The organism is Pseudomonas sp. AC193 (assembly GCF_979258075.1).
On record NZ_OZ409832.1, the window covers coordinates 3697080 to 3718098 of the forward strand.

The following is a 21019-nucleotide window of genomic DNA, read 5'->3' on the forward strand; positions in this document are numbered from 1 at the left end:
CAGGATGCCGGTTTACATGCCCTGCCTCGCAGGTAGAATGGCGCCCTCCCACCACAGCCCGAGCGGACTTCATGGCGTTGCCGACCTTACGGATCATTGGTTTCATCATCGGCATTTTCCTGATCACGCTGGCTGTCGCCATGGTCGTGCCCATGGCCACCCTGGTGATTTTCGATCGCACCAGCGATCTGCCGTCGTTCCTCTGGGCGAGCATGATCACCTTCGTCGCCGGCCTCGCGCTGGTGATTCCGGGTCGGCCCGAACACATTCATTTGCGCCCGCGTGACATGTATTTGCTCACCGTCAGCAGTTGGCTGGTGGTGTGCATTTTCGCCGCGCTGCCGTTTCTGCTGACCCAGCACATCAGCTACACCGACTCGTTTTTCGAGAGCATGTCTGGCATTACCGCCACCGGTTCGACCGTGCTCAACGGCCTCGACACCATGTCCCCCGGCATCCTGATGTGGCGCTCGTTGCTGCACTGGATCGGCGGCATCGGCTTTATCGGTATGGCGGTGGCGATTTTGCCGCTGCTGCGCATCGGTGGCATGCGTCTGTTCCAGACCGAATCGTCCGACCGCTCGGAAAAGGTCATGCCGCGCTCGCACATGGTGGCGCGCCTGATCGTGGCGGCGTACGTCGGCATTACCATTGTCGGCAGCCTCGCGTTCTGGTGGGCCGGGATGAGCCCGTTCGATGCGATCAACCACGCGATGTCGGCGATTTCCACCGGCGGTTTCTCGACCTCCGACCAGTCGCTGGCCAAGTGGACGCAACCGGCGGTGCACTGGGTCGCGGTGGTGATCATGATTCTCGGCAGCCTGCCGTTCACCCTGTACGTGGCGACCATGCGCGGCAACCGCAAGGCGTTGATCCGCGATCAGCAGGTGCAGGGTTTGCTGGGGATGTTGCTGGTGACCTGGCTGGTGCTCGGCACCTGGTACTGGTGGACGACCAACCTGCATTGGCTGGACGCGCTGCGCCACGTGGCGCTGAACGTGACCTCGGTGGTCACCACCACCGGTTTCGCCCTCGGCGATTACAGCCTGTGGGGCAACTTCTCGCTGATGCTGTTTTTCTATCTGGGTTTTGTCGGCGGCTGCTCCGGCTCGACCGCGGGCGGGATCAAGATTTTCCGTTTCCAGGTCGCCTACATCCTGCTCAAGGCCAACCTTAATCAGTTGATTCATCCACGCGCGGTGATCAAGCAGAAGTACAACGGTCACCGTCTCGACGAAGAGATCGTGCGTTCGATTCTGACCTTTTCGTTCTTCTTCGCCATCACCATCTGCGTGATCGCCCTGCTGCTGTCGCTGCTCGGCGTCGACTGGATGACTGCGCTGACCGGCGCTGCCAGCACCGTGTCCGGCGTTGGCCCGGGCCTGGGCGAAACCATTGGCCCGGCGGGCAACTTTGCCACCTTGCCGGACGCAGCCAAGTGGATCCTGTCGTTCGGCATGCTGCTCGGCCGACTCGAGATCATTACGGTGTTTGTGCTGTGCATTCCGGCATTTTGGCGTCATTGACCGCGTTCGGCGCCTGCAACAGCCGCGCCCGGTAGTCGCCGGGCGTGGTGTCGAACCAGCGGCGGAAGGCGCGGAAGAAGTTGCTCGGGTCGGCGAAGCCCAACAGATAAGCGATTTCCAGCAAGGTCATGCTCGGTTGCGCCAGATACTGCTCGGCCAGTTCGCGGCGGGTGTCATCGAGCAACTGCTGAAAACTCGTGCCCTCCTCCTGCAACCGTCGCTGCAGCGTGCGCTGAGATAAATGCAGAGTTTGCGCCACGGTGTCGCGCTTCGGCTCGCCTTGCGGGAGTAAACGGCACAGCACCTGCCGTGCCTTGTGCGTGACCCGGCTCTCGGAAAACCGCGCCAGATATTCCCCGGCAAAACGATCGTGCAGCAGCGCCATCGCCTCGTTGGCGGTGGGCAGCGGCGCTTCCATGTCGGCGCGTTCGAAGATCAGCGCATCGTATGGCGCGTTGAACACCAACGGCGCATGGAAAGCTTGTTTATACGGTTCGAGATCGGCGGGTTGGGCGCCCTGCACCAACACTTTGACCGGGTGCAGCGTACGTCCGCTCAACCAGCCGCACAGGCCCAAGGCGCAGGCCAGCGAGGCTTCGGCGCTTTGCCGGGTCGGCGGCAGATGATCGCCGTGCACCGTCAGAATCAGCGCGTAGCCTTCCTCCAGCAGACGAAAACTCAAGTCGGCGCTTTCAGCGATGATCCGCTGATAGCGCACCAGCCGTTGAAAGCCTTCAGCGAGCGTATTGCTCGACATCAGCGCGTAACCGGCGACATGAAACGAGGCCGGTCGCACCACTTTGCCCATGTTCAGGCCGATCGCCGGATTACCGGACAGCTCGACCGCCCGTTGCCACAACCGGGTCATGGAATCTTGCGGGAAGCGTGCATCCGGATCATCCAGAGCCGTGTAATCGAGCCCCAGTTGCTTGAACAGAACCCGGCAATCCAGGCCGTCCATCTCCAATGCTTTGACAATCCCCATCGCCCAGCTTGCAGAAGTCGTTCGTTCGCTCATGGCGTTTTTCTTTTACATGATGGGCCGCATGTTACGGCCTGATTTGCGAAGGATACTAAAGTGGCGCCGATTGTCACTGGCCCACGCCAATGATCACTCTAGACTCAAATAAGCTACCCGCAGAACAACTCGTCGCCAGAACAATAACCACAGAGAACGCGGTCGTGGAAAACATCAAGCAATTCAACAGCTTCGCTGAGTTCTATCCGTATTACCTCAGTGAGCACAACAACAGCACCTGCCGGCGTCTGCATTTCATCGGCACGACGCTGGTTATTTTCATTCTGGCGATGACCATCGCCAAAGGCGCCTGGCTGCTGTTATTGGCCGTGCCATTGGCGGGCTACAGCTTTGCCTGGATCGGGCATTTCTTTTTCGAGAAGAACCGGCCGGCGACTTTCCAGCATCCGCTGTACAGCCTGCTCGGCGATTTCGTCATGTACCGCGACATGATCCTGGGTCGCGTGGCGTTCTAAACAATAAGAAACACGAGGTTTGCCGATGAATGCCAATGCCCGTTTCACCCATATGAAGGACGGTACGCAGGAAGACTGGGCGATCATCGCCTCGGACTTCAGTGCCTACGCCAAACAATTGCCCTCGCGGATCATGGCTCATCTGAAATTGCTTGAAGGCGATTTCGGCGGCTTCCCGGTGGATCGCCTGACCCACTCGCTGCAAACCGCAACCCGCGCCTTTCGTGATGGTCGCGACGAGGAATACGTGGTCTGCGCGTTGCTCCATGACATTGGCGACACTCTGGGTTCGTACAACCATCCGGACATTGCGGCGGCGATTCTCAAGCCGTTTGTCAGTGCCGATAATTTGTGGATGGTGGAGAAACACGGGGTGTTTCAGGGTTATTACTTCTTTCATCACTTGGGCATGGATCGGCATTTGCGCGAGCAGTTCGCCGGGCATCCGCAGTATCAGGCGACGGCCGAGTTTTGCGCCAAGTACGATGCGGCGGCGTTTGATCCGGCGTATGACACGCTGCCGTTGAGCTTTTTTGAACCGATGATGGAGCGGTTGTTTGCGCAGCCGAAGAACTCCATTTACAAGGCGGCGATGGAAGAACATAGCCCCGCCTAAGATCAAAAGATCGCAGCCTTCGGCAGCTCCTACACAGGTCTCATGTAGGAGCTGCCGCAGGCTGCGATCTTTTGCATTTAAGCGAGTTCGGCGACTTTGGCCGCTTTTAGCTCCGCCTCTCGCGCCTGCGCATCCGCCAGCCGATACAACTCGATCGTGCCATCCCAATGCTCGATCAGCGCCGTACACGACTCCACCCAATCGCCGCAGTTGAGGTAATCCACCTCACCGACCTTACGAATTTCGGCATGGTGGATGTGCCCGCAGACCACCCCGTGAAACCCGCGCTTCACGCACTCATGGGCGATGGCTTCTTCGAAGTCGCTGATAAAACTCACCGCCGTCTTCACCTTGTGCTTGAGGTACGCCGACAGCGACCAGTAACCGTAGCCATAACGCGCACGCCAATGGTTGAGCCAGCGATTCAGGGTCAGGGTAAATTCGTAGGCCGAATCGCCGAGGAAGGCCAGCCAGCGGTGATATCGGGTGATCACATCAAACTGATCGCCGTGAATCACCAACAGATGCCGACCGTCAGCCGTGACATGCACCGCTTCGTCGACCAACTGAATATTGCCCAGAATCAGCTTCGAGTAACGGCGCAAGAACTCGTCGTGATTGCCGGTGACGTAGATCACTTCGGTGCCGCGCTTGCTCATGGTCAGCAAGCGCCGGATCACGTTGGTGTGCGCTTGCGGCCAGTACATGCCGCCGCGCAGTTTCCAGCCGTCGATGATGTCGCCGACCAGATACACCTTGTCGGCGTGATAGCCCTTGAGGAACGTCGACAAGTGCTCGGCCTGGCAATCGCGCGTGCCCAGGTGCACGTCGGAGATCCACAGGGTTCGCACCCGTTGTTTGCGGCTGGGTCTGGCGAGCTCGGCGCTGGTCATGGGCAACCCTCTGCGATGTTTTCGCCACTCTGCGCGCGTCCGGTTAATCGACCATGACAGGCGCGAGTCAGTCGTGTGACAGCGCACACAGCGCCCGCCGGTGTAGACTGCAGGCCTGCCCGGAGACTTGTTTATGCGCCCGATTCTCACCCTGCGTCAGTACACCCGCGATCTGATCGTCCACAGCCACGAGCACGCCCAATTGGTGTTCGGGCTGTCTGGCGCGCTGGATTTCGAGGTCGAGGGCCGTGGCAGTCAGGTGCGTCAGCAAAGTTTTGTGGTGATCCCTTCGGGTGCGCATCACGCGTGCGGCAGTCCCGATGGCAGCCGCTGTCTGGTGATGGACATTCCTGACGGGCAATGGCTGGTGGATTCGTTGGGTGAACATGCCGAGGCCAGCCGCCGCTTGCTCGATCAGCCTGCGCGCCTGTCGCTGGATTCCGGGCAGAGCCAGTTGGTCAGTTGGCTGGCGAACAGCCCGGTCAGCGATCCGTTGATCGCACAGCAAGGCTCGGTGTTGCTGCTGGCCAGTCTCAATCATGCGAAACCAGCCGAACTGACTGCCCGCCGTTTGCCTTATGCGGCGCTGGATGCGCACATCGAGCAGAACGCGGCTTATCCGCTGCAAGTTGCCGATCTGGCGCGGGTTGCCGGGCTGTCGAGTGCGCGTCTGCATGCGCGGTTTATGGCGGAATGCGGGCAGACGCCGATGGATTACATGCGCAGTCGACGGCTGCATCTGGCGGTGCAAATGCTCCGCGACACGCTTTTGCCGATGGGCGAGATTGCCAGTCGCGTCGGTTACAGCTCGCAGAGTGCCTTCTCGGCCGCCGTCCTGCGCGAGTTCGGCTCATCACCCGGCCAGCTTCGCCGCGATTCCGGCGACAAAAGACGATAGTCCGCCGACAGACTTACTGATCTCCACACGCTTAAATGTAGGAGCTGCCGAAGGCTGCGATCTTTTGATGTTGTTTTTTAAAAGCAAGATCAAAAGATCGCAGCCTTCGGCAGCTCCTACAGTGAGATTGTGTCAGTGATTTTGTTTGAGATAGAAGGATTGCAATGACTCCGCGTACCGCCCTCGGCGCTCTGCATATCGGTGCTTTGATGTTTGGCCTGACCGGTGTGTTCGGCAAACTCGCTGCCGCCTCCCCCGCCGTGATCGTTTTCGGCCGCGCCGCTTTTGCCGTGCTCGCTCTGACGTTTTTCGCCCGTTTTGCCAGTGCGCAGGGCTGGCGAAAACTCGAGGCCGTGGACTGGCGTCGACTGATCCTCAGCGGCGTGTTGCTGGCCGGGCATTGGGTGAGTTTCTTTATTTCGGTGAAGATCGCCGGTGTCGCCATCGCCACGTTGGGCTTCGCCAGTTTCCCGGCATTCACGGTAATTCTCGAAGGGCTGATCTTCCGCGAACGCATCCGCGCCAACGAGATTGTGCTGGTGGTGCTGGTCAGCGTCGGCCTGATTCTGGTGACCCCGGCCTTCGATCTGGGCAGCGGCGCCACCGTTGGTTTGCTCTGGTCGGTGCTGTCGGGGCTGCTGTTCTCCTTGCTGTCGCTGACCAACCGCGCCAGCTCCGGACGCATTCCGGCGGTACAAGCGGCGCTGTGTCAAAACGTGGTGGTGGCGCTTTGTCTGCTGCCGGTCGCGGCGCCGCAATTGAGCGAAGTGCGCGCACTGGACTGGTTGTGGATCGCCCTGCTCGGCGTGTTCTGCACCGGCGTCGCTCACAGTCTGTTCGTGGCCAGTCTGGCGGTGATCAAGGCGCGCACCGCAGCGGTGGTGTTTGCGATGGAGCCGGTCTACGGCATCACCGTCGCCTGGCTGCTGTTCAATGAAAACCCGACGCCGAAGATGTTGATCGGCGGCGCGTTGATCATTGTCGCCATCGTCGTCTCGGCGCGGATGTCAGGCAATGCCGACAAGAAAACCGTCGCCGCCGAGGCCGCGTCTCACTGAGTGCGGTCGTTGTGACCGAGGTCGCGGTCAGGATCGATCTGATCGCGCACCCGCTGCTTCAGCACCTTGGCTTCCGGAAAACCGCCGTCGGCCTTGCGTTCCCAGATCTGCACGTCAGCGCAGGTGATCTGAAACACCCCGCCAGTGCCCGGCACCAACGAGACTTTGCCGAGGTCGTCGCCGAAGGTGCTGAGCAACTCCTGCGCCAGCCACGCGGCGCGCAACAGCCATTGGCATTGCGTGCAATAAGTGATGACAACTTCTGCTTTTGCGACAGTCATGTTCGCTACAACTCCTGAGACAGAGGGCGCCGCTATAATAGCCGGCTTTACCGCTTGCCCCGAGACTCACAATGCGCCGTCTGCTGTTCTGCCTGCTGCTTGGTTTTCTGCCCCTCTTCGTCCATGCCACTGAAGCGCCGCGCCCGAAAATCGGCCTGGTGCTGTCCGGTGGCGCCGCGCGCGGGCTGGCGCACATCGGCGTGCTCAAGGCTTTGGAAGAGCAAGGCATCAAGATCGATGCGATCGCCGGCACGAGCATGGGTGCGGTGGTCGGCGGCTTGTACGCCTCGGGTTACAAGATCGACGAGCTGGAAAAACTCGCGCTGAACATCGACTGGCAAGCCGCGCTGTCCGACGCGCCACCGCGTGAAGACGTGCCGTTTCGACGTAAGCAGGATGACCGCGATTTTCTGGTGAAACAGAAACTCAGCTTTCGCGACGACGGCAGCCTCGGTCTACCATTGGGTGTGATTCAGGGGCAAAACCTCGCGCTGCTGCTGGAAAGCCTGTTGGCCCACACCAGTGATACCCGCGATTTCGACAAACTGCCGATCCCCTTCCGCGCCGTGGCCACCGACATCGCCAACGGTGAGAAAGTGGTATTCCGCAAAGGCCATCTGCCGCAGGTGATTCGCGCGAGCATGTCGATCCCGGCGGTGTTCGCGCCGGTCGAACTCGATGGCCGGTTGCTGGTGGACGGCGGCATGACCGACAACATTCCGCTCGATGTGGCGCGGGAAATGGGTGTCGACATCGCTATCGTCGTCGATATCGGTACGCCGCTGCGCAACCGCAAACAACTGACCACCGTGGTCGACGTGCTCAACCAGTCGATCACCCTGATGACCCGGCGCAACTCGGAAGAACAACTCGCCGCGCTGCACCCTGACGACGTTTTGATTCAACCGGCACTGGCCGCCTTCGGCGTCACCGATTTCGGCAAGGCCCAGGAAATGATCGACGCCGGTTACCGCGCGACCAAAGCCCTCGACACCCGCCTCGCACAGCTCAAACCGAGTGAATCCCAAGACGCCGAACTCAACGCCGCCCGCTCGCCGGGCCAGCGCACGCCGGTCATCACCGCCATTCGTGTGGAGAACGATTCGAAAGTCGATGATGACGTGATCCGCTACTACATCCGTCAACCCATCGGCGAACCGCTGGATCTCGGCCGACTGCATTCGGACATGGGCACCTTGTACGGCCTCGACTACTTCGAGCAGGTGCAATACCGCGTGGTGCACAAAGGCCCGGATCACACCCTGGTGATCAGCGCGCGCGGCAAACGCAGCGGCACCGATTACCTGCGCGTCGGCCTCAATCTGTCGGACGACATGCGCGGCGACAGCGCTTTCAACCTCGGCGCCAGCTACCGCGTCAACGGCATCAACCGCCTCGGCGCGGAATGGCTGACGCGCGCGCAGATCGGCGACAAACAAGAGTTGTACACCGAGTTCTATCAGCCGCTGGACGTCGGCTCGCGCTACTTCGTCGCGCCGTATGCATCGTTCGAAGCGCAGAACGTCGAGTCGATTCTCGATAATGATCCGATCGCGCAATACCGCGTCGAGCGCTACGGTTTCGGCCTCAATCTCGGCCGGCAGATCGGCAACAACGGCGAAGTGCGTTTCGGTGTTGGCGAGGCGTGGGGCAAGGCCGATGTGCGCATTGGTGATCAGGATCTGCCGAGCGAAAGCTTTAACGAAGGCTTCTACTCGCTGAAGTACTCGTACGACTCGCTGGACAACGTTTACTACCCTCACGAAGGCAAGGACATCAGCCTGACGCTGACGCAATTCGAACCGAGTCTGGGCTCGGATATACGTTACCGGCAGTGGGATTTCAAAATCGACAAAGCCATGAGTCATGGCCCTGACACGTTGATTCTTGGCGGTCGTTATGGGCGCACGCTGGACGACGCCAATGTGGTGACATCGAGCTTCCTGCTCGGCGGCGCGCGCCAGTTGTCGGGGTTCCGGGAAGATGCGATTTCCGGGCAGAACGTCAGCCTGATGCGTGCCGTGTATTTCCGCCGTCTGACACCGCGTTCATACCTGCCGCTGGACTTCCCGCTGTACGCCGGTGCTTCACTGGAGCGTGGGCGGGCGTGGAACAATGACAATGAGTTCGACAGTGGTTACATCAATGCGGCGAGTGTGTTTATCGGGTTTGACACGCCGCTGGGGCCGTTGAATTTCACGTATGGGTTGAATGATGCGGATGAGCAGGCGGTTTATCTGAATCTTGGCCAGACTTTCTGATTGATATTGTTTGGTCTGGCCCCTTCGCGAGCAGGCTCGCTCCCACAGTTTGGAATGCGTTCCCCTTGTGGGAGCGGGCTTGCTCGCGAAGGCGTCAGTACATTCACCCCATCAATCAGCTCAGCGAATCCCCGCCAACAAAGTACGCGCCGTCTGCTTTAGTGGTTCATCGCCCTCTTTGAGCAATTCATTAAGCAACGCAATCGCACTGTCGATATCGCCGTCATCAATGCAGTTCTGCGCCTGCTCAAGCTTGCCGGCGCCCTCCTCCACTTCAGGCTCTGACAGTTGCAAATCCAGCGGCTCCAGCGTCAACGCCTGCGGATCACCAAACTCATTGAGGAAGTCATCATCCAGCGGCTGCGCATCCGGCTCGGGAATCCACTCCAGCTCCGACTCCTCCGACAATGGCTGAACCGGCGCTGGAGGACTGTCCTGCAGATCCCAACTGGAATCCATCGACAGCTCGCCCAGATTCAATTCGAAATCATCCACCGGCGGCGTGGGTTCGGGCTGAGCGGCAGCGATCGGTGCGGCCACCAGAACCGGCGCAACACTCGTCAGCTTCGGATGCCGATCGCGAACTGCCTGTAACTCGTGTTCATCCACTCCAAGCTGTCGCAAGTGGTTTTCCTGTTGCTCGTACGCGGCGTTATCGCCTTGGCGCCCTAAAACTTCGAGCAGTTGCACCCCGAGGTCGATGCGTTCCGGTTCTTTGGCCAGGGCATCGCGCAGTAAGCCGACGGCTTCGCCGAGTCTTCCGTAAGCGAGGTAAATGCCCACCGCTTCCAGCACATCGCCTGCCGCGGGTTCTTCGCGGTGTTCGGCTGAAGCGTGGTGTCTGAACGAATCTGGACTCTGCGTTTCCTCGGTGTCGGGCTCGATGCCAAGTGGCAGCGCCGGCGCGGCAACGGTTTGCGTTTGTTGGCGACGGCGCACGATCAACCCGCCAATCAGCGCGACCAACAACAGCACTAATCCGCCCAGCAGCAGCCAGTTCGGCGAATCATCTTCCGTAGCGACTGGCGCAACCACCGGAGCGGGTGCTGGCGTCACCACAGCTGGCGACGGTTTCTGCAGCTCGGCCAGACGCGTCTGCAATTCGCCCATTTGTTTTTTGCCGTCGGTGATCAGCGCCTGTTGCTCCTGCAACTTGGCGTTTTGCTCTTCGATGGTTTTTTGCAATTGTTGATTGAGCAACACACTGGCGGCTAACTGTTCAGCGACTGCATCGTTGGCCGGTGCGGCCGGTGCGGCCGGTGCTGGCGGCGGCGGAGCAGTTTCGCGCTTGCCCTGCGCCGCCTGAACCGGCGCGGTCACAGGCTCGACAATCGGAAACGCAGAAGACTGCGCACGCGGATCCGGCTCATCAGTAGCCGGCTCGATTCCCGGCGTGCCCGGCGGATCGATCAGCACGGTGTATTCGCGCAGCAAACGGCCGTTGGGCTGATTGAGCTGCACGAGGAAATTCAGGAAGGGTTCGTTAACCGGTTTGCTGGACGTCACCCGGATCATCTGGCGATTGCCATGCAGGATCGGGATGAACTTGAGGTCGTTGAGGAAAAACACCCGCTCCACCCCGGCCTCCGCGAACTCATCCGCCGTGGCCAGACGCACCGACAGATCGTTTTGCGTCAGCCCGCCGACATCCACCAACGCGATATCGGCCTTGAGCGGCTGATTGAGGCTTGAATGGATCGTAATGTCACCCAGCCCCAACGCCATCGACCACGTCGAATAACTGAATAGCCCGGCCAGCAGCAGCCATTTGCCGCCACTGCGCCGTACCACGTGCCAACTTGCGAGCATGAGCATCCCTTAAATAAGCAAAACCGACTTCTATGCGTTCGCACATCCGGTACGAACACGATATTGCCCAGTAGTTCTTATAGTCGGCTCAGTGCGATCTCTCAAAAAATCGGCACAGGGTTGTGCCTCAAGATTTTTCCAGGTTGGTCAGAATGTGCGCGTGGACGCGCATGCACACCTTCAAATCCGCCTCGTCGACGCCTTCGAACAATTCGTGGCGCAACTGCGTGGCAATGGTTTCTATTTGTTCGATAAGCGGCAGCGCGGGGGCGCAGAGGACAATTTTTTTCGCCCGACGGTCTTCCATCACGGACTGGCGTTGCACCAGGCCCTGGCTTTCCAGACTATCGAGCAAGCGTGCGAGGGTCGGCCCTTCAACGCCGACGCTCTGCGCCAGCTCACGTTGGGTCGGCGCCTCTTCGAAACGCGCCAGATGCAGCAGCACCAGCCAGCGCGCCTGGGACAAGCCCAGCCCGGCGAGACGACGATCCAGTTCGGCGCGCCAGCCACGGGACATCTGGGCCAGTTGCATGCCAAAGCGGTGTTGATCGGTTAACGGCATAAAACACTCACGGTTAGTCTGAAAAATAAGGAATTTCTAATTATTAGCCAGCTAAGCATGAGCCGCAGTTATAGGCAAGAGTCGCTCTGTACTGAATCGTTACATCTTGAAGCCCCTCACCCTAGCCCTCTCCCAGAGGGAGAGGGGACTGATCGGGGGATGCTCGGGATTTTCGGCGACTTGGGAGTGCTTTGATGAATTCGAAATTGGAATGCCCTCACCCTAGCCCTCTCCCGCAGGGAGAAGGGACTGATCGGGGGATGCTCGGGATTTTCGGCGACTTGGGAGTGCTTTGCTGAATCGAAATTTGGAAAGCCCTCACCCTAGCCCTCTCCCAGAGGGAGAGGGGACTGATTGGGGGATATTGGGGAATTACGCCGACGTGATAGTGCGACGTTGAATCCATAATCGACTCGGTCATTCAGGTCGATGTAGGACGCAAGACACCTCGGTCGGCCCCCTCTCCCTAGGGGAGAGGGCTGGGGTGAGGGGCAACGGCCAAATTACATCTCAAATTCCGATTGCAACGCAGCCCGAACGCAATACAGCACGCCTTCCGGCACCCGCCCGGCGAACAACTCGGCAATCTCAGCGACCGACGGCAACTCACCTTCGCCATCAAGAAACGCATCCTGCACCTCACCCATCAGCTCTTCAGGCAGATCCAGCGCCTGTTCCAGCGACAACTGCTGCTTGCCAATCGCCTCAGCCAACATCGTGTAAACGTTCTTCTCCGAACATTGCAACTGACCGGCAATCTGCAACGGCGTCATGCCCGCGCGGGCCAAAGTGATCAGCTCATGGCGCACATCGGCCACGACTTTCGGCGCCTCGACCTCGCCACCGAGCACTTCGAGGAAAGCATCGCCGTAACGCTCAAGTTTGCGCGCACCGACACCACTGACCCGGGCCATTTCCGCCAACGAAGTCGGTTGGCTGCGGAGCATTTCCAGCAACGTCGAATCCGGGAAAATAACGTACGGCGGCACGCCATGTTCTTCGGCGAGTTTGCGCCGCAACGCACGCAGCGCTTCCCACTGTTCGCGCTCTTCGCCACGTACCAGTTGGCTGGCCGGGCTCTTGCTGCCGCTTTTCGCAGTGACTTGCGGCTTGAGGTCGCGGCGCAACTCCAGGCTCACTTCGCCCTTGAGCAGCGGTCGGCAGCTGTCGTTCAGACGCAGACCGCCATAACCTTCGTGATCGACATCCGCCAGCCCCCGGGCCACCAACTGACGGAACAGCGAGCGCCATTCGCTCTCGCTCAACGCCTTGCCAACGCCCCACACCGACAAATGCTGATGACCGAAGCTGCGGATTTTTTCATTGTCTTTGCCCAGCAGCACATCGACCAAATGACCGACGCCGTAACGCTGGCCAGTGCGGAAAATCGCCGACAACGCCTGACGCGCAGGCTCGGTGGCGTCCCAGGTCTGCACGCCATCGACGCAGTTGTCGCAGTGGCCGCACGGCTCGGGCATGTCCTCATCGAAGTACGCCAGCAACGTCTGACGACGGCAGCGGGTTTCTTCGCAGAGCGAGAGCATCGCGTCGAGCTTGTGCTGCTCCAGACGCTTATGGCGCTCGTCGCCTTCGGAGTTCTGCAGCATCTGCTTGAGCATCACCACGTCTTGCAGACCGTAGGCCATCCACGCGTCCGCCGGCAAACCGTCACGGCCGCCGCGACCGGTTTCCTGGTAGTACGCCTCAAGGGATTTCGGCAAATCTAGGTGCGCGACAAAGCGCACGTTGGGCTTGTCGATGCCCATGCCGAACGCCACGGTGGCGACCATGATCAGGCCTTCCTCATTAAGGAAGCGCTTCTGGTTGAAGGCACGCAGATCGTTGGGCAGACCGGCGTGATACGGCAACGCCGGGAAACCCTGCTCGCTCAGGAACGTCGCGACTTCTTCAACCTTCTTGCGCGACAGGCAATAGACGATGCCCGCGTCGCTGCGTCGCTCGGCCAGAAACGCCAGCAACTGCTTGCGCGGCTGCTCTTTCGGCACGATGCGGTAAAAAATGTTCGGACGGTCGAAGCTCGACAGGAAACGCTCGGCGTTCTGCAGGTGCAGACGCGTGACGATTTCTTCGCGGGTACGTTTGTCGGCGGTGGCGGTCAGGGCGATGCGCGGCACATCGGGAAACAGTTCCGCCAGTTGACCGAGTTGCAGGTATTCCGGGCGGAAATCGTGACCCCATTGCGATACGCAGTGCGCTTCGTCGATGGCGAACAGGGCGATGTCCAGGCTCTGCAGGAACGACAGCATGCGCGGCTGCACCAGACGCTCGGGCGCCAGATACAACATTTTCACTTCACCGCGTTTGATTCGTGCGGCGAGATCGCGTTGTTGCTCGGCGCTCAGTGTCGAGTTCAACGCTGCCGCCGCGACCCCCAGCTCTTCAAGAGTGGCGACCTGGTCGTCCATCAACGCGATCAGCGGCGAGACCACTACTGCCAGGCCTTCGCGCAACAGCGCCGGCACCTGGAAGCACAGGGATTTGCCGCCACCAGTAGGCATCAGAACCAGTGCGTCACCGCCGCTGGCCACGCGCTCAATGATTGCACCCTGACGGCCACGAAAACTGTCGTAGCCGAAGATGTCCTTGAGGACGCGTTGAGCCTGTTCGAGCATAGAAACTCCAAAAATCACAAAAACATCCCTGCAAGGCTGGTTCATGACGGGCAAAGCTGCACCGCTGAATCGTAAGAACGCATTGCATGACGGCCGCAATGCGGGCAGGGATCGCAAAACGCGGCAGTATACCCGAGGCCTTCCCTGCACAGGGTGCCGCTGATAAGACACACGCTGTAATTGGCTTCACACCGAACCCTGTGGGAGCGGGCTTGCTCGCGAAGGCGGTGGATCAGTGAATGCAAAAGTGCCTGACACAGCGCCTTCGCGAGCAAGCCCGCTCCCACAGGTGACGTGTTCTGCCCGGCAAATCTGCCGTGCGGCTGGCTTGAGCGCGCAAGAAGGCCTAGAATTCCCGCATTGTTTATTCCCCCAAGGTAGCCCCGTAATGTCCTTCGCTGAGCAACTAACCCGCCTGCAAGTCTTCCTCGACGCCGACGAGCTGCACGACGAGGCGCTGGATTACGTGGCCGCTCACGGCTACCTGACCGCCCTGTCGATCTGCTCGGACGTCGTGCCGGATCGCGAGTGGATCGACGCGCTGTTCGCCGAAGAGCCGCACTACAGCGGTGAAGCCCAGCGCGAAGAAATCGAAGCCACGCTGATCGGCCTCAAGGCGCACATCGCCCGTCAACTGGCGTCGGATGAAGAATTCGAGCTGCCATGCGAACTGGATCTGGGCGAAGATCCGGACGATTCCGAACTGCGCGGCTGGTGCATCGGTTTCATGGAAGGCGTGTTCCTGCGCGAAGCCGCCTGGTTCGAAACCGCTGAAGAAGAAGTCAGCGAAATGCTTCTGCCGATCATGGTCGGTTCGGGCCTGTTCGACGAACAGCCTGAGTTCGAAGACATCGCCAAAGACGCCAACCTGATGGACGACATGATCGTGCAGATCCCGGAAGCCCTGACCGCGCTGTACTTGCTGTGCCAGGCGCCAGACGAAAAACCGGCGATCCTCAAGCCACGTCACCACTAAGATCCGGCCTATGGACAACCCCATAGGCAACCGCTCCCTGATGCTGCGCTACATCCTGCTGGCCGTCGGCTGGCTCAGCGTGGCATTGGGGGTGATCGGTATTTTCCTGCCTGTTCTCCCCACCACACCTTTCCTGCTGCTGGCCGCCGCGTGCTTCGCCCGCAGCTCTCCGCGTTTCTATCGCTGGCTGGTCGAGCATCCCCGGCTCGGGCCATGGATTCGCGACTATCTCGAAGGCAACGGCATTCCGCTCAAGGGCAAGGTCTACGCGATCGGGCTGATGTGGGCCAGCATTCTGTTCTCGTGTTATCTGGTGCCAATGCCGTGGGCGCGCGGGTTTATGTTGACCAGTGCGGTGTTGGTGACGGTTTATATTTTGCGACAGAAGACCCTTCCCAAGCGCTGAGGCTTCCCGCTGACCGTTCGTCTTGAAACCACCCTACCCTGTCAGATCTGACAGGTGACGCCTAACCCGTTTCCAGCCATAAATCACTCCGTTGCCTCACCGCTCAACGGAGCTGTCCATGCTTACCCCCAACCTTCCCGACGCCGACACATTGATCCTCGACCAACTCGATATCCCCGGCAAAACCGGGCCGGTGTCGGAGTCACCAAAGGTCTGGGGCATCAATATTGCGGCGGCGTTGGGTAATTTCCCGCGTCAAGGCTTGCTCTGCCGCGCCGGGCCGTGGACACCAATGGAAATTGGGGATCAGATCAAGGTGTTCTGGAGCAAGGATGTGGAAGTCCTGCAGAAAACCGTTGGCCCGGCGGACGTCAACACGACGCTGCAAATGTTCGTGCCTTCGGCGCGCATCCCGGAAGGCCGGGCCGTCGCATCCTATAGCGTCAAGCGCCTCGGCCAGGCCTGGGAGCCGTCCGAGGACATGCAGGTGCTGGCCAAGCTCACCCGCCCCGGCGGTCATGACGAAAACAACGATCCCGGCCACTCCAAGCTGATCATGCGCTTGCCGCAGGACATCCTCGACGGCGGCATTGATAAGGACAACGTGGCCGCCGGTGTTCCGGTCGCCATCGAGTCGTATCCAGACATTGCTGCCGGTGATGTGATTCAAGTGAGTTGGGGCGGTGTGTTTGTGCTCAGTGCGCCACTGACTCAGGATCAGGCGGACGGCAAGGTGCCGCTGGTGGTGCACGTCAGCGAGTCGGTCATTCGTGAGGCCGGGGATTCTGACGGGGTGGGTTTGTCCGTGGCCTTCGAGGTCTACGACAAGGTCGACAATCGCTCTGAGGACTGGAGCGCGGCACAACGGGTGATGGTCGCGATCGATGCGAGCAGGCTGGAAGCGCCGATTCTCAAGGAGGCGCAGAGCAACGTGCTCGACATCGACCAACTGGGCAATGCCCCAGGCACGGCGCAGGTCTGGGTCACGACTGGCGGATCGTTCCAGCCCGGTGATACCCCGATCATCCGGGTCAAGGGCACGCCCGTGGAGGGCCTGCCAATCGATGTCGAGTTCACCGGCGAGCCGCTGACCAGCGTGCCCACCACCGCCGAAATCCCCATCGCCAACGCCGTGCTGCGGCAGATGGCCAAGTCCCAGATCGCCTTGTCCTATCGCCTGAAGAAGGCCAGCGGCGCGCCCGACATGCCTTCCAAATCACAGTTCATCAGCGCCATCGGTGCGATCAAACGCCTGGCCGCCCCCAAAGCACTGGACGCCGTGAGTGGCGCGCTCGATCCGACGTTGAAACAGGTGCGCATCGAGATTCCGTTCGACACCTCATTTGACAAGGGTCAGGCGATCAAACTGTTCTGGCTCGGCACCCACCCGGAACTCACCCCTTACCTTCCGGAACTGCCACTGTACCCGCTCACTGCGGGCGACATCAGTGCCGGCAAACCGCTGCTGATCCCCTGCGACGGCGCGCATTTGACGCCGATCAACGGCGGCAAACTGGAGCTCTACTATCAGTTGCTGATCGAGGACGCCGCGCTCGGCGCGATGAACCATGTCAACGCCACCCATGCCATCCGCGAATCCATTCATGCCGATATTCTGCAGGTCGGCGAGCCACGCCTGGAACTGCCCGAACCCGTAGTGGCCGGCGTGATCAACGGCGCATTACCCGGCGACACCGCTGGTACAACGTTGACGGTGAACTACCTCAACACGGCCAAAGGTGACGAGGTGATTTACGAATGGATCGGTTCGAAAACCGGCACGAAAACGGACGGGATCACGCTGTCGTCTTTGACTGAGGGCAAACCGGTTCCGTTCAGGATTGAGGCTGAGTTCATCAGCGGCAACAACAACGGAACGGTATTGGCGAAGTACCTCATCAAGCGTGCGGCGGGTGGGACGAGTTATTCGAATGCGCTGGAGTTCAGGGTTGGGGCCGAACTGGTCGCACCGGTGATTACTTCGGTGAAAGGTTCTCCGAGCGGGATTGAAATTCCTGAGAATGGCGTCACAGTGGAAAAAGCACTGACCCTGAGCGGTACTGCGAGCAATGGGCAGAAGGTGCAAATGTTCGATGGTTCAGATGATATGGGCGAGGCAGATGTCGATCCCTTAACGGGGATTTGGACAAAGTCGACAGCTCAATTGAGCTCGGGCGCACACAACTTTAGCGTAAAAGCCCTCTATGGAAGTGGTGAGGTGTCACTGACTTACAAAATAAAAATCGCACGAGGTTTCATGGAAAGATTTGAACATACAAGAATCGGAGGTCACAAAACCATAGACACGACATACTTCACTATTAGCGCTCTTGGTGGTCACGACGTTTTCGTAGCCAATGCCTCGTCCGAATCAGCTCCTTATTTGAAAGGAAAAGTCATTAATCTAAAAAACGGCGGATATAGGTTCACTCCTAAATACGAGATCGTTAGGTTTTCCGGATTAATGTTTGGTATTACACAGCCACAAAACCCTTATTTTAAAGTCCCGATAATTATTTTCGAATACACGGATTATTCTCAGGATATTTATGCCATCGACGTCAAAAGCGGAGAGACAAAGTGGATTTCAGTCGACCCATCAGTAAACAAAGTACTTAAGGACTTTATTATTGGGATACATCCTTCCCTAACTGCTGATCTCGACAACCTGACGCTACTTTTCAAATAACATCACCAAATAACAAAAAACCGGGAAAAGGGACAGACTTACCTCAGGATAAGTCTGCCCCGATCAACGTTGAACTAGCTCGTTATCCAAAATATAGAGTTAATCCACCGGAACCAAATTATCCAGCACCTTATTCACCGCCAACTCCCCCAACATCACAACCTGCGCAATGCCCAACAGCGTCCGGCGATGAGTGCCCTCCAACATGCCGGCCAGATCATTGATCATCACGCACGCCGAACCTAGGCTCTCACTGGCGTCGGCTAACAGGGGTTCGTTCGCGCTGGCCGGGTTGACCATGAACAAGCGGTTGGACACATACGGTGCAGCCATGATTTCGGCGGTGGGTGGGCCGAGGTAGTGGTCGAGGGCGCGCTCGGCGGCTTCGTGGAATTTCTTTGATTGCGAGGATTCGTAGGGCGATGCCGGATCGGTGGCCGGCGGGTTTGGCGTTACTTTGAACATAGTTACTTTCTCAATAGAGGCCGCAACCATCCCGCTGCTAAACGTTTGGGTGGCAGCTGTACGCAAGTTAGCAGACCGGATAAGTAACAAAACCGGCGCGTCCGCAGACGCCATGCGCACAGCCACCATTTAGTGCAGGCGAAAAAACGCCTGACTGAATATCGCTCATGCAACCGTTGTTACCTATCGGGCTGCTAAACCCGATCACTGGAAATCAGTGACCCGATCCAAGTTACCGACCAGCCCCCCAGGCGCACAAGCCGGCGGATTCTGTCTTACGCGTAGGCAATGGCGCAACGTTTTGTGGGCCTCAGGACGTAACACCCAGTGTCTTTTAAACGCGTACATTAAACGGCGATCATTGCCTATGCGATTCGGCGAACCGTCCGACAGACTTCGCCCCCACTCCACCGACCGTTCGTCTCAAACCACCCCGCCCCTGTCAGATCTGACAGTAGCCAACTTGCCGCCCGTAATGCTCAATCACAAGACCCGGCGCGTCTGCCAACGATCGCCCCCCGCCCCCAGCAAGGAAGCTTGCCATGCCCAGCCACTCGCCCTTTCTGTTTCCGCCATGCGATGACCAAAACGCGCCGTTTGCCCTGCGCCCCTTACTGATCGCGGGCATGGTGCAGCCGATTGTCGAGGGCGATGGCGGGATCAATATTGCCGTCGTCAGTGACCATGCCGAAGGCTTGCTCTGCTTGATCAATCCGTATCTGGACATGCACGACGGCGACACCCATGATATTTATTGGGAAACCAAAGTGATTTTCCGCAAGACCGTCGAGCCCGGCGACGTCGATAAGCCGATGTACTTTTTCCTGCCCGTCGATGGTCTGGCCTCAGGTTGGGTCGAGCAGTGTTATTACCAGCTGACTCGCGCCGGTGCAACGGTGCCGGACGATCCTTCTGTGCCCTTGCGATTGCTGGTCAAACTCTTTCGACCGGGCGGGCGCGACCGGGAACCGCATCTGCCGGATGGCCACTCGGAATTGAAGATTGTGCAACTGCCCCCGGATCTGGTCGATCAAGGTGTCATCGATGCCGCATGGGCGGAAAAAGGTGTGCCGGTGACGATTCCGTTCTACCCGGACATGACCCTGCGCGACTCGATTTTGCTGCGTTGGGGCAGTGTCGCGCTGACGCCTTATCGGGTCACCCAGGCGCATGTCGACCGGCTGCAACCGATCGTCATCGTGGTTGATCAGCAGGCGATTCTGGCGGGCGGCGATGGCAAGAAGCTGGAGATCAAATACGACCTTTACGATGAAACCTGGAACTGGGCGGTGCGCCATTCCAAGCGCACCCACATCGACGTGGACGCCGGTGCCTGGCGGCTGGACGCGCCGATCATCAAAGAAGCCATCAACGGGGTCATTACCGTCAAGGATCTGAACAAGCAGCCGGTCACGGTTCAGGTGCGTGTAGAGGGTACGGATTTCGCGCTGGGCGATACGCTGACCATGACGTGGATCGGCACGCCGTTTACCGGCCAGCCGCTGATGCACAGCGAGTCGCGCACGATCGAATCTGTTCCGGGCACTGTGGAAATAAACGTGCCCTATGAGGATGTCCGCGCCATAGCCATGGGCCGCGCCGATGCTTCTTATGTGCTGCGCAAAAACAGTGGTGGCCCGCCGTTGTCGTCCAAGCACACGTTCGCCGATGTGGTGGGGGCGGTGGTGATGCTACCGGAGCCGACGATCCGCGAGCTGATCGGCGATACGCTCGAACCGGACACCCCGCTGGCGACTGTGGATGTCCGCTATCCGGGCATGGCCAGCGGCGACTTCATCAATTTGATCTGGCTGGGCACTCAAGCGGACGCCGTGCCTTACCCGCATGAAGAACAACACACGGTCACTCGCAATGAAGCTGAAGCCAAGCTCATTACTTTTCAGATCAAGAACCAACACATCAAAGTGCTTGATGGCGGCAGCCTGGATATGTCCTATCGCGTGAGCAATGACAACGTGACGCTGTATGGCGTGAGTGACTCCGATCGGCTGCTGGCCAAGGTTCAGGTCATTCACGCGACACTGCCGGCGCCCCAAGTTCCGGAGGCAACCAACGGTGTGCTCGACCCTGACAACGTCAGCGACAACGTCACCGTACTGGTGAATTTCCCCGGAACGCACAAGGATGACATCCTCACCTACTATTGGACTGGCCCCGGTGCCAGTACTTCTGACTGGGTTCCGATTACCAGCCTGATCATCGGCAAACCCGTGAGATTTCGACTGGATGCCCGGTACGTTCATGCCAATACCGGGCAATCGATCAGGGTGCGCTATACGTTGTTGCGGGCAGCCACAAACCAGTTTGAATATTCGGCGGGGCTCGACCTGCTCATCGGCGAACTTACCTGACCCCCGAATTTCCTCTGCCACTCTGGCCAATAACGACTTGGCGTCGAAGCGAACTAACATCGGGTGATAAAAAAGCCGCT

At 59.3% G+C, this 21019-nt stretch carries 17 protein-coding genes; 10 read left to right on the plus strand and 7 right to left on the minus strand.

Translation table 11 applies throughout. From position 1 onward, the window contains the following. Window positions 1–71 precede the first annotated feature (71 nt). Window positions 72–1526, plus strand: coding sequence for a TrkH family potassium uptake protein (locus tag ACZZ0D_RS16680; protein ID WP_212550877.1), 1455 nt, complete (start codon window positions 72–74; stop codon window positions 1524–1526). Here the strand turns inward: ACZZ0D_RS16680 and ACZZ0D_RS16685 are convergent. Continuing rightward, on the minus strand, window positions 1483–2544 hold the full coding sequence (locus tag ACZZ0D_RS16685; RefSeq protein WP_463553810.1) for an AraC family transcriptional regulator: 1062 nt from the start codon (window positions 2542–2544) through the stop codon (window positions 1483–1485). The genes ACZZ0D_RS16680 and ACZZ0D_RS16685 overlap by 44 nt on opposite strands. Before the next feature lie 164 nt (window positions 2545–2708). Between ACZZ0D_RS16685 and ACZZ0D_RS16690 the strand changes: the two genes are divergently transcribed. Beyond that, window positions 2709–3020 (plus strand): Mpo1-like protein, encoded by a 312-nt coding sequence (locus ACZZ0D_RS16690; protein ID WP_053118254.1) that lies wholly within the window; start codon window positions 2709–2711, stop codon window positions 3018–3020. 25 nt (window positions 3021–3045) lie between these two features. Next, window positions 3046–3636, plus strand: a complete 591-nt coding sequence (locus ACZZ0D_RS16695) for an HD domain-containing protein (RefSeq protein ID WP_212545153.1) — start codon at window positions 3046–3048, stop codon at window positions 3634–3636. Window positions 3637–3713: 77 nt separating this feature from the next. On the opposite strand, the gene ACZZ0D_RS16700 is transcribed toward ACZZ0D_RS16695, so the two are convergent. Further along, window positions 3714–4529 (minus strand): UDP-2,3-diacylglucosamine diphosphatase, encoded by an 816-nt coding sequence (locus ACZZ0D_RS16700; protein ID WP_463553811.1) that lies wholly within the window; start codon window positions 4527–4529, stop codon window positions 3714–3716. Between the two features lie 133 nt (window positions 4530–4662). On the opposite strand from ACZZ0D_RS16700, the gene ACZZ0D_RS16705 reads away from it, so the two are divergent. Then, window positions 4663–5427: an AraC family transcriptional regulator gene (locus tag ACZZ0D_RS16705; protein ID WP_053118248.1), complete on the plus strand. Its 765-nt coding sequence runs from the start codon at window positions 4663–4665 to the stop codon at window positions 5425–5427. Between the two features lie 164 nt (window positions 5428–5591). Next, the gene (locus ACZZ0D_RS16710) at window positions 5592–6485 is read left to right on the plus strand and encodes a DMT family transporter (RefSeq protein ID WP_463553812.1); all 894 of its coding nucleotides are present in this window, start codon (window positions 5592–5594) and stop codon (window positions 6483–6485) included. Here the strand turns inward: ACZZ0D_RS16710 and ACZZ0D_RS16715 are convergent. Beyond that, window positions 6479–6766, minus strand: coding sequence for an Rdx family protein (locus tag ACZZ0D_RS16715; protein WP_053118242.1), 288 nt, complete (start codon window positions 6764–6766; stop codon window positions 6479–6481). The genes ACZZ0D_RS16710 and ACZZ0D_RS16715 overlap by 7 nt on opposite strands. A gap of 71 nt (window positions 6767–6837) precedes the next feature. On the opposite strand from ACZZ0D_RS16715, the gene ACZZ0D_RS16720 reads away from it, so the two are divergent. After that, window positions 6838–9027 (plus strand): patatin-like phospholipase family protein, encoded by a 2190-nt coding sequence (locus tag ACZZ0D_RS16720; protein ID WP_463553813.1) that lies wholly within the window; start codon window positions 6838–6840, stop codon window positions 9025–9027. A gap of 120 nt (window positions 9028–9147) precedes the next feature. Here ACZZ0D_RS16720 and ACZZ0D_RS16725 read toward each other — a convergent pair whose 3' ends face one another. From ACZZ0D_RS16725 to recQ, 3 genes are all read right to left on the minus strand, one after another. Continuing rightward, complete coding sequence (locus ACZZ0D_RS16725; protein ID WP_463553814.1) at window positions 9148–10836, minus strand: FimV/HubP family polar landmark protein; 1689 nt, start codon at window positions 10834–10836, stop codon at window positions 9148–9150. Between the two features lie 127 nt (window positions 10837–10963). Further along, a complete protein-coding gene (locus tag ACZZ0D_RS16730) occupies window positions 10964–11398 on the minus strand; it encodes a MarR family transcriptional regulator (protein WP_053118236.1) in 435 nt (144 codons plus the stop codon). Between the two features lie 503 nt (window positions 11399–11901). Next, a complete protein-coding gene (gene recQ / locus ACZZ0D_RS16735) occupies window positions 11902–14031 on the minus strand; it encodes a DNA helicase RecQ (protein WP_053118234.1) in 2130 nt (709 codons plus the stop codon). 388 nt (window positions 14032–14419) lie between these two features. Between recQ and ACZZ0D_RS16740 the strand changes: the two genes are divergently transcribed. The 3 genes from ACZZ0D_RS16740 to ACZZ0D_RS16750 all read left to right on the plus strand — a co-directional run bounded on the left by ACZZ0D_RS16740 (window position 14420) and on the right by ACZZ0D_RS16750 (window position 18102). Beyond that, window positions 14420–15007, plus strand: coding sequence for a UPF0149 family protein (locus ACZZ0D_RS16740; protein ID WP_053118230.1), 588 nt, complete (start codon window positions 14420–14422; stop codon window positions 15005–15007). A 10-nt stretch (window positions 15008–15017) separates the two neighbouring features. Beyond that, a complete protein-coding gene (locus tag ACZZ0D_RS16745; RefSeq protein ID WP_400750689.1) occupies window positions 15018–15413 on the plus strand; it encodes a YbaN family protein in 396 nt (131 codons plus the stop codon). A gap of 118 nt (window positions 15414–15531) precedes the next feature. Next, entirely contained in the window at window positions 15532–18102 is a 2571-nt protein-coding gene (locus ACZZ0D_RS16750) for a hypothetical protein (protein WP_463553815.1), read from the plus strand. A 99-nt stretch (window positions 18103–18201) separates the two neighbouring features. On the opposite strand, the gene ACZZ0D_RS16755 is transcribed toward ACZZ0D_RS16750, so the two are convergent. Further along, window positions 18202–18567 carry a DUF6124 family protein gene (locus ACZZ0D_RS16755; protein WP_463553816.1) on the minus strand — a complete coding sequence of 122 codons (366 nt, stop codon included), beginning with the start codon at window positions 18565–18567 and terminating at the stop codon, window positions 18202–18204. Between the two features lie 542 nt (window positions 18568–19109). On the opposite strand from ACZZ0D_RS16755, the gene ACZZ0D_RS16760 reads away from it, so the two are divergent. Next, complete coding sequence (locus ACZZ0D_RS16760; RefSeq protein WP_463553817.1) at window positions 19110–20939, plus strand: hypothetical protein; 1830 nt, start codon at window positions 19110–19112, stop codon at window positions 20937–20939. The last annotated feature ends 80 nt before the right edge of the window (window positions 20940–21019 follow it).

Bases quoted from the DNA above. Each gene is read 5' to 3' on its own strand.
- ACZZ0D_RS16680 (WP_212550877.1), top strand. From the start codon at position 72: ATGGCGTTGCCGACCTTACGGATCATTGGTTTCATCATCGGCATTTTC.
- ACZZ0D_RS16685 (WP_463553810.1), bottom strand. From the start codon at position 2,544: ATGAGCGAACGAACGACTTCTGCAAGCTGGGCGATGGGGATTGTCAAA.
- ACZZ0D_RS16695 (WP_212545153.1), top strand. From the start codon at position 3,046: ATGAATGCCAATGCCCGTTTCACCCATATGAAGGACGGTACGCAGGAA.
- ACZZ0D_RS16700 (WP_463553811.1), bottom strand. From the start codon at position 4,529: ATGACCAGCGCCGAGCTCGCCAGACCCAGCCGCAAACAACGGGTGCGA.
- ACZZ0D_RS16705 (WP_053118248.1), top strand. From the start codon at position 4,663: ATGCGCCCGATTCTCACCCTGCGTCAGTACACCCGCGATCTGATCGTC.
- ACZZ0D_RS16710 (WP_463553812.1), top strand. From the start codon at position 5,592: ATGACTCCGCGTACCGCCCTCGGCGCTCTGCATATCGGTGCTTTGATG.
- ACZZ0D_RS16715 (WP_053118242.1), bottom strand. From the start codon at position 6,766: ATGACTGTCGCAAAAGCAGAAGTTGTCATCACTTATTGCACGCAATGC.
- ACZZ0D_RS16720 (WP_463553813.1), top strand. From the start codon at position 6,838: ATGCGCCGTCTGCTGTTCTGCCTGCTGCTTGGTTTTCTGCCCCTCTTC.
- ACZZ0D_RS16725 (WP_463553814.1), bottom strand. From the start codon at position 10,836: ATGCTCGCAAGTTGGCACGTGGTACGGCGCAGTGGCGGCAAATGGCTG.
- ACZZ0D_RS16730 (WP_053118236.1), bottom strand. From the start codon at position 11,398: ATGCCGTTAACCGATCAACACCGCTTTGGCATGCAACTGGCCCAGATG.
- recQ (WP_053118234.1), bottom strand. From the start codon at position 14,031: ATGCTCGAACAGGCTCAACGCGTCCTCAAGGACATCTTCGGCTACGAC.
- ACZZ0D_RS16740 (WP_053118230.1), top strand. From the start codon at position 14,420: ATGTCCTTCGCTGAGCAACTAACCCGCCTGCAAGTCTTCCTCGACGCC.
- ACZZ0D_RS16745 (WP_400750689.1), top strand. From the start codon at position 15,018: ATGGACAACCCCATAGGCAACCGCTCCCTGATGCTGCGCTACATCCTG.
- ACZZ0D_RS16750 (WP_463553815.1), top strand. From the start codon at position 15,532: ATGCTTACCCCCAACCTTCCCGACGCCGACACATTGATCCTCGACCAA.
- ACZZ0D_RS16755 (WP_463553816.1), bottom strand. From the start codon at position 18,567: ATGTTCAAAGTAACGCCAAACCCGCCGGCCACCGATCCGGCATCGCCC.
- ACZZ0D_RS16760 (WP_463553817.1), top strand. From the start codon at position 19,110: ATGCCCAGCCACTCGCCCTTTCTGTTTCCGCCATGCGATGACCAAAAC.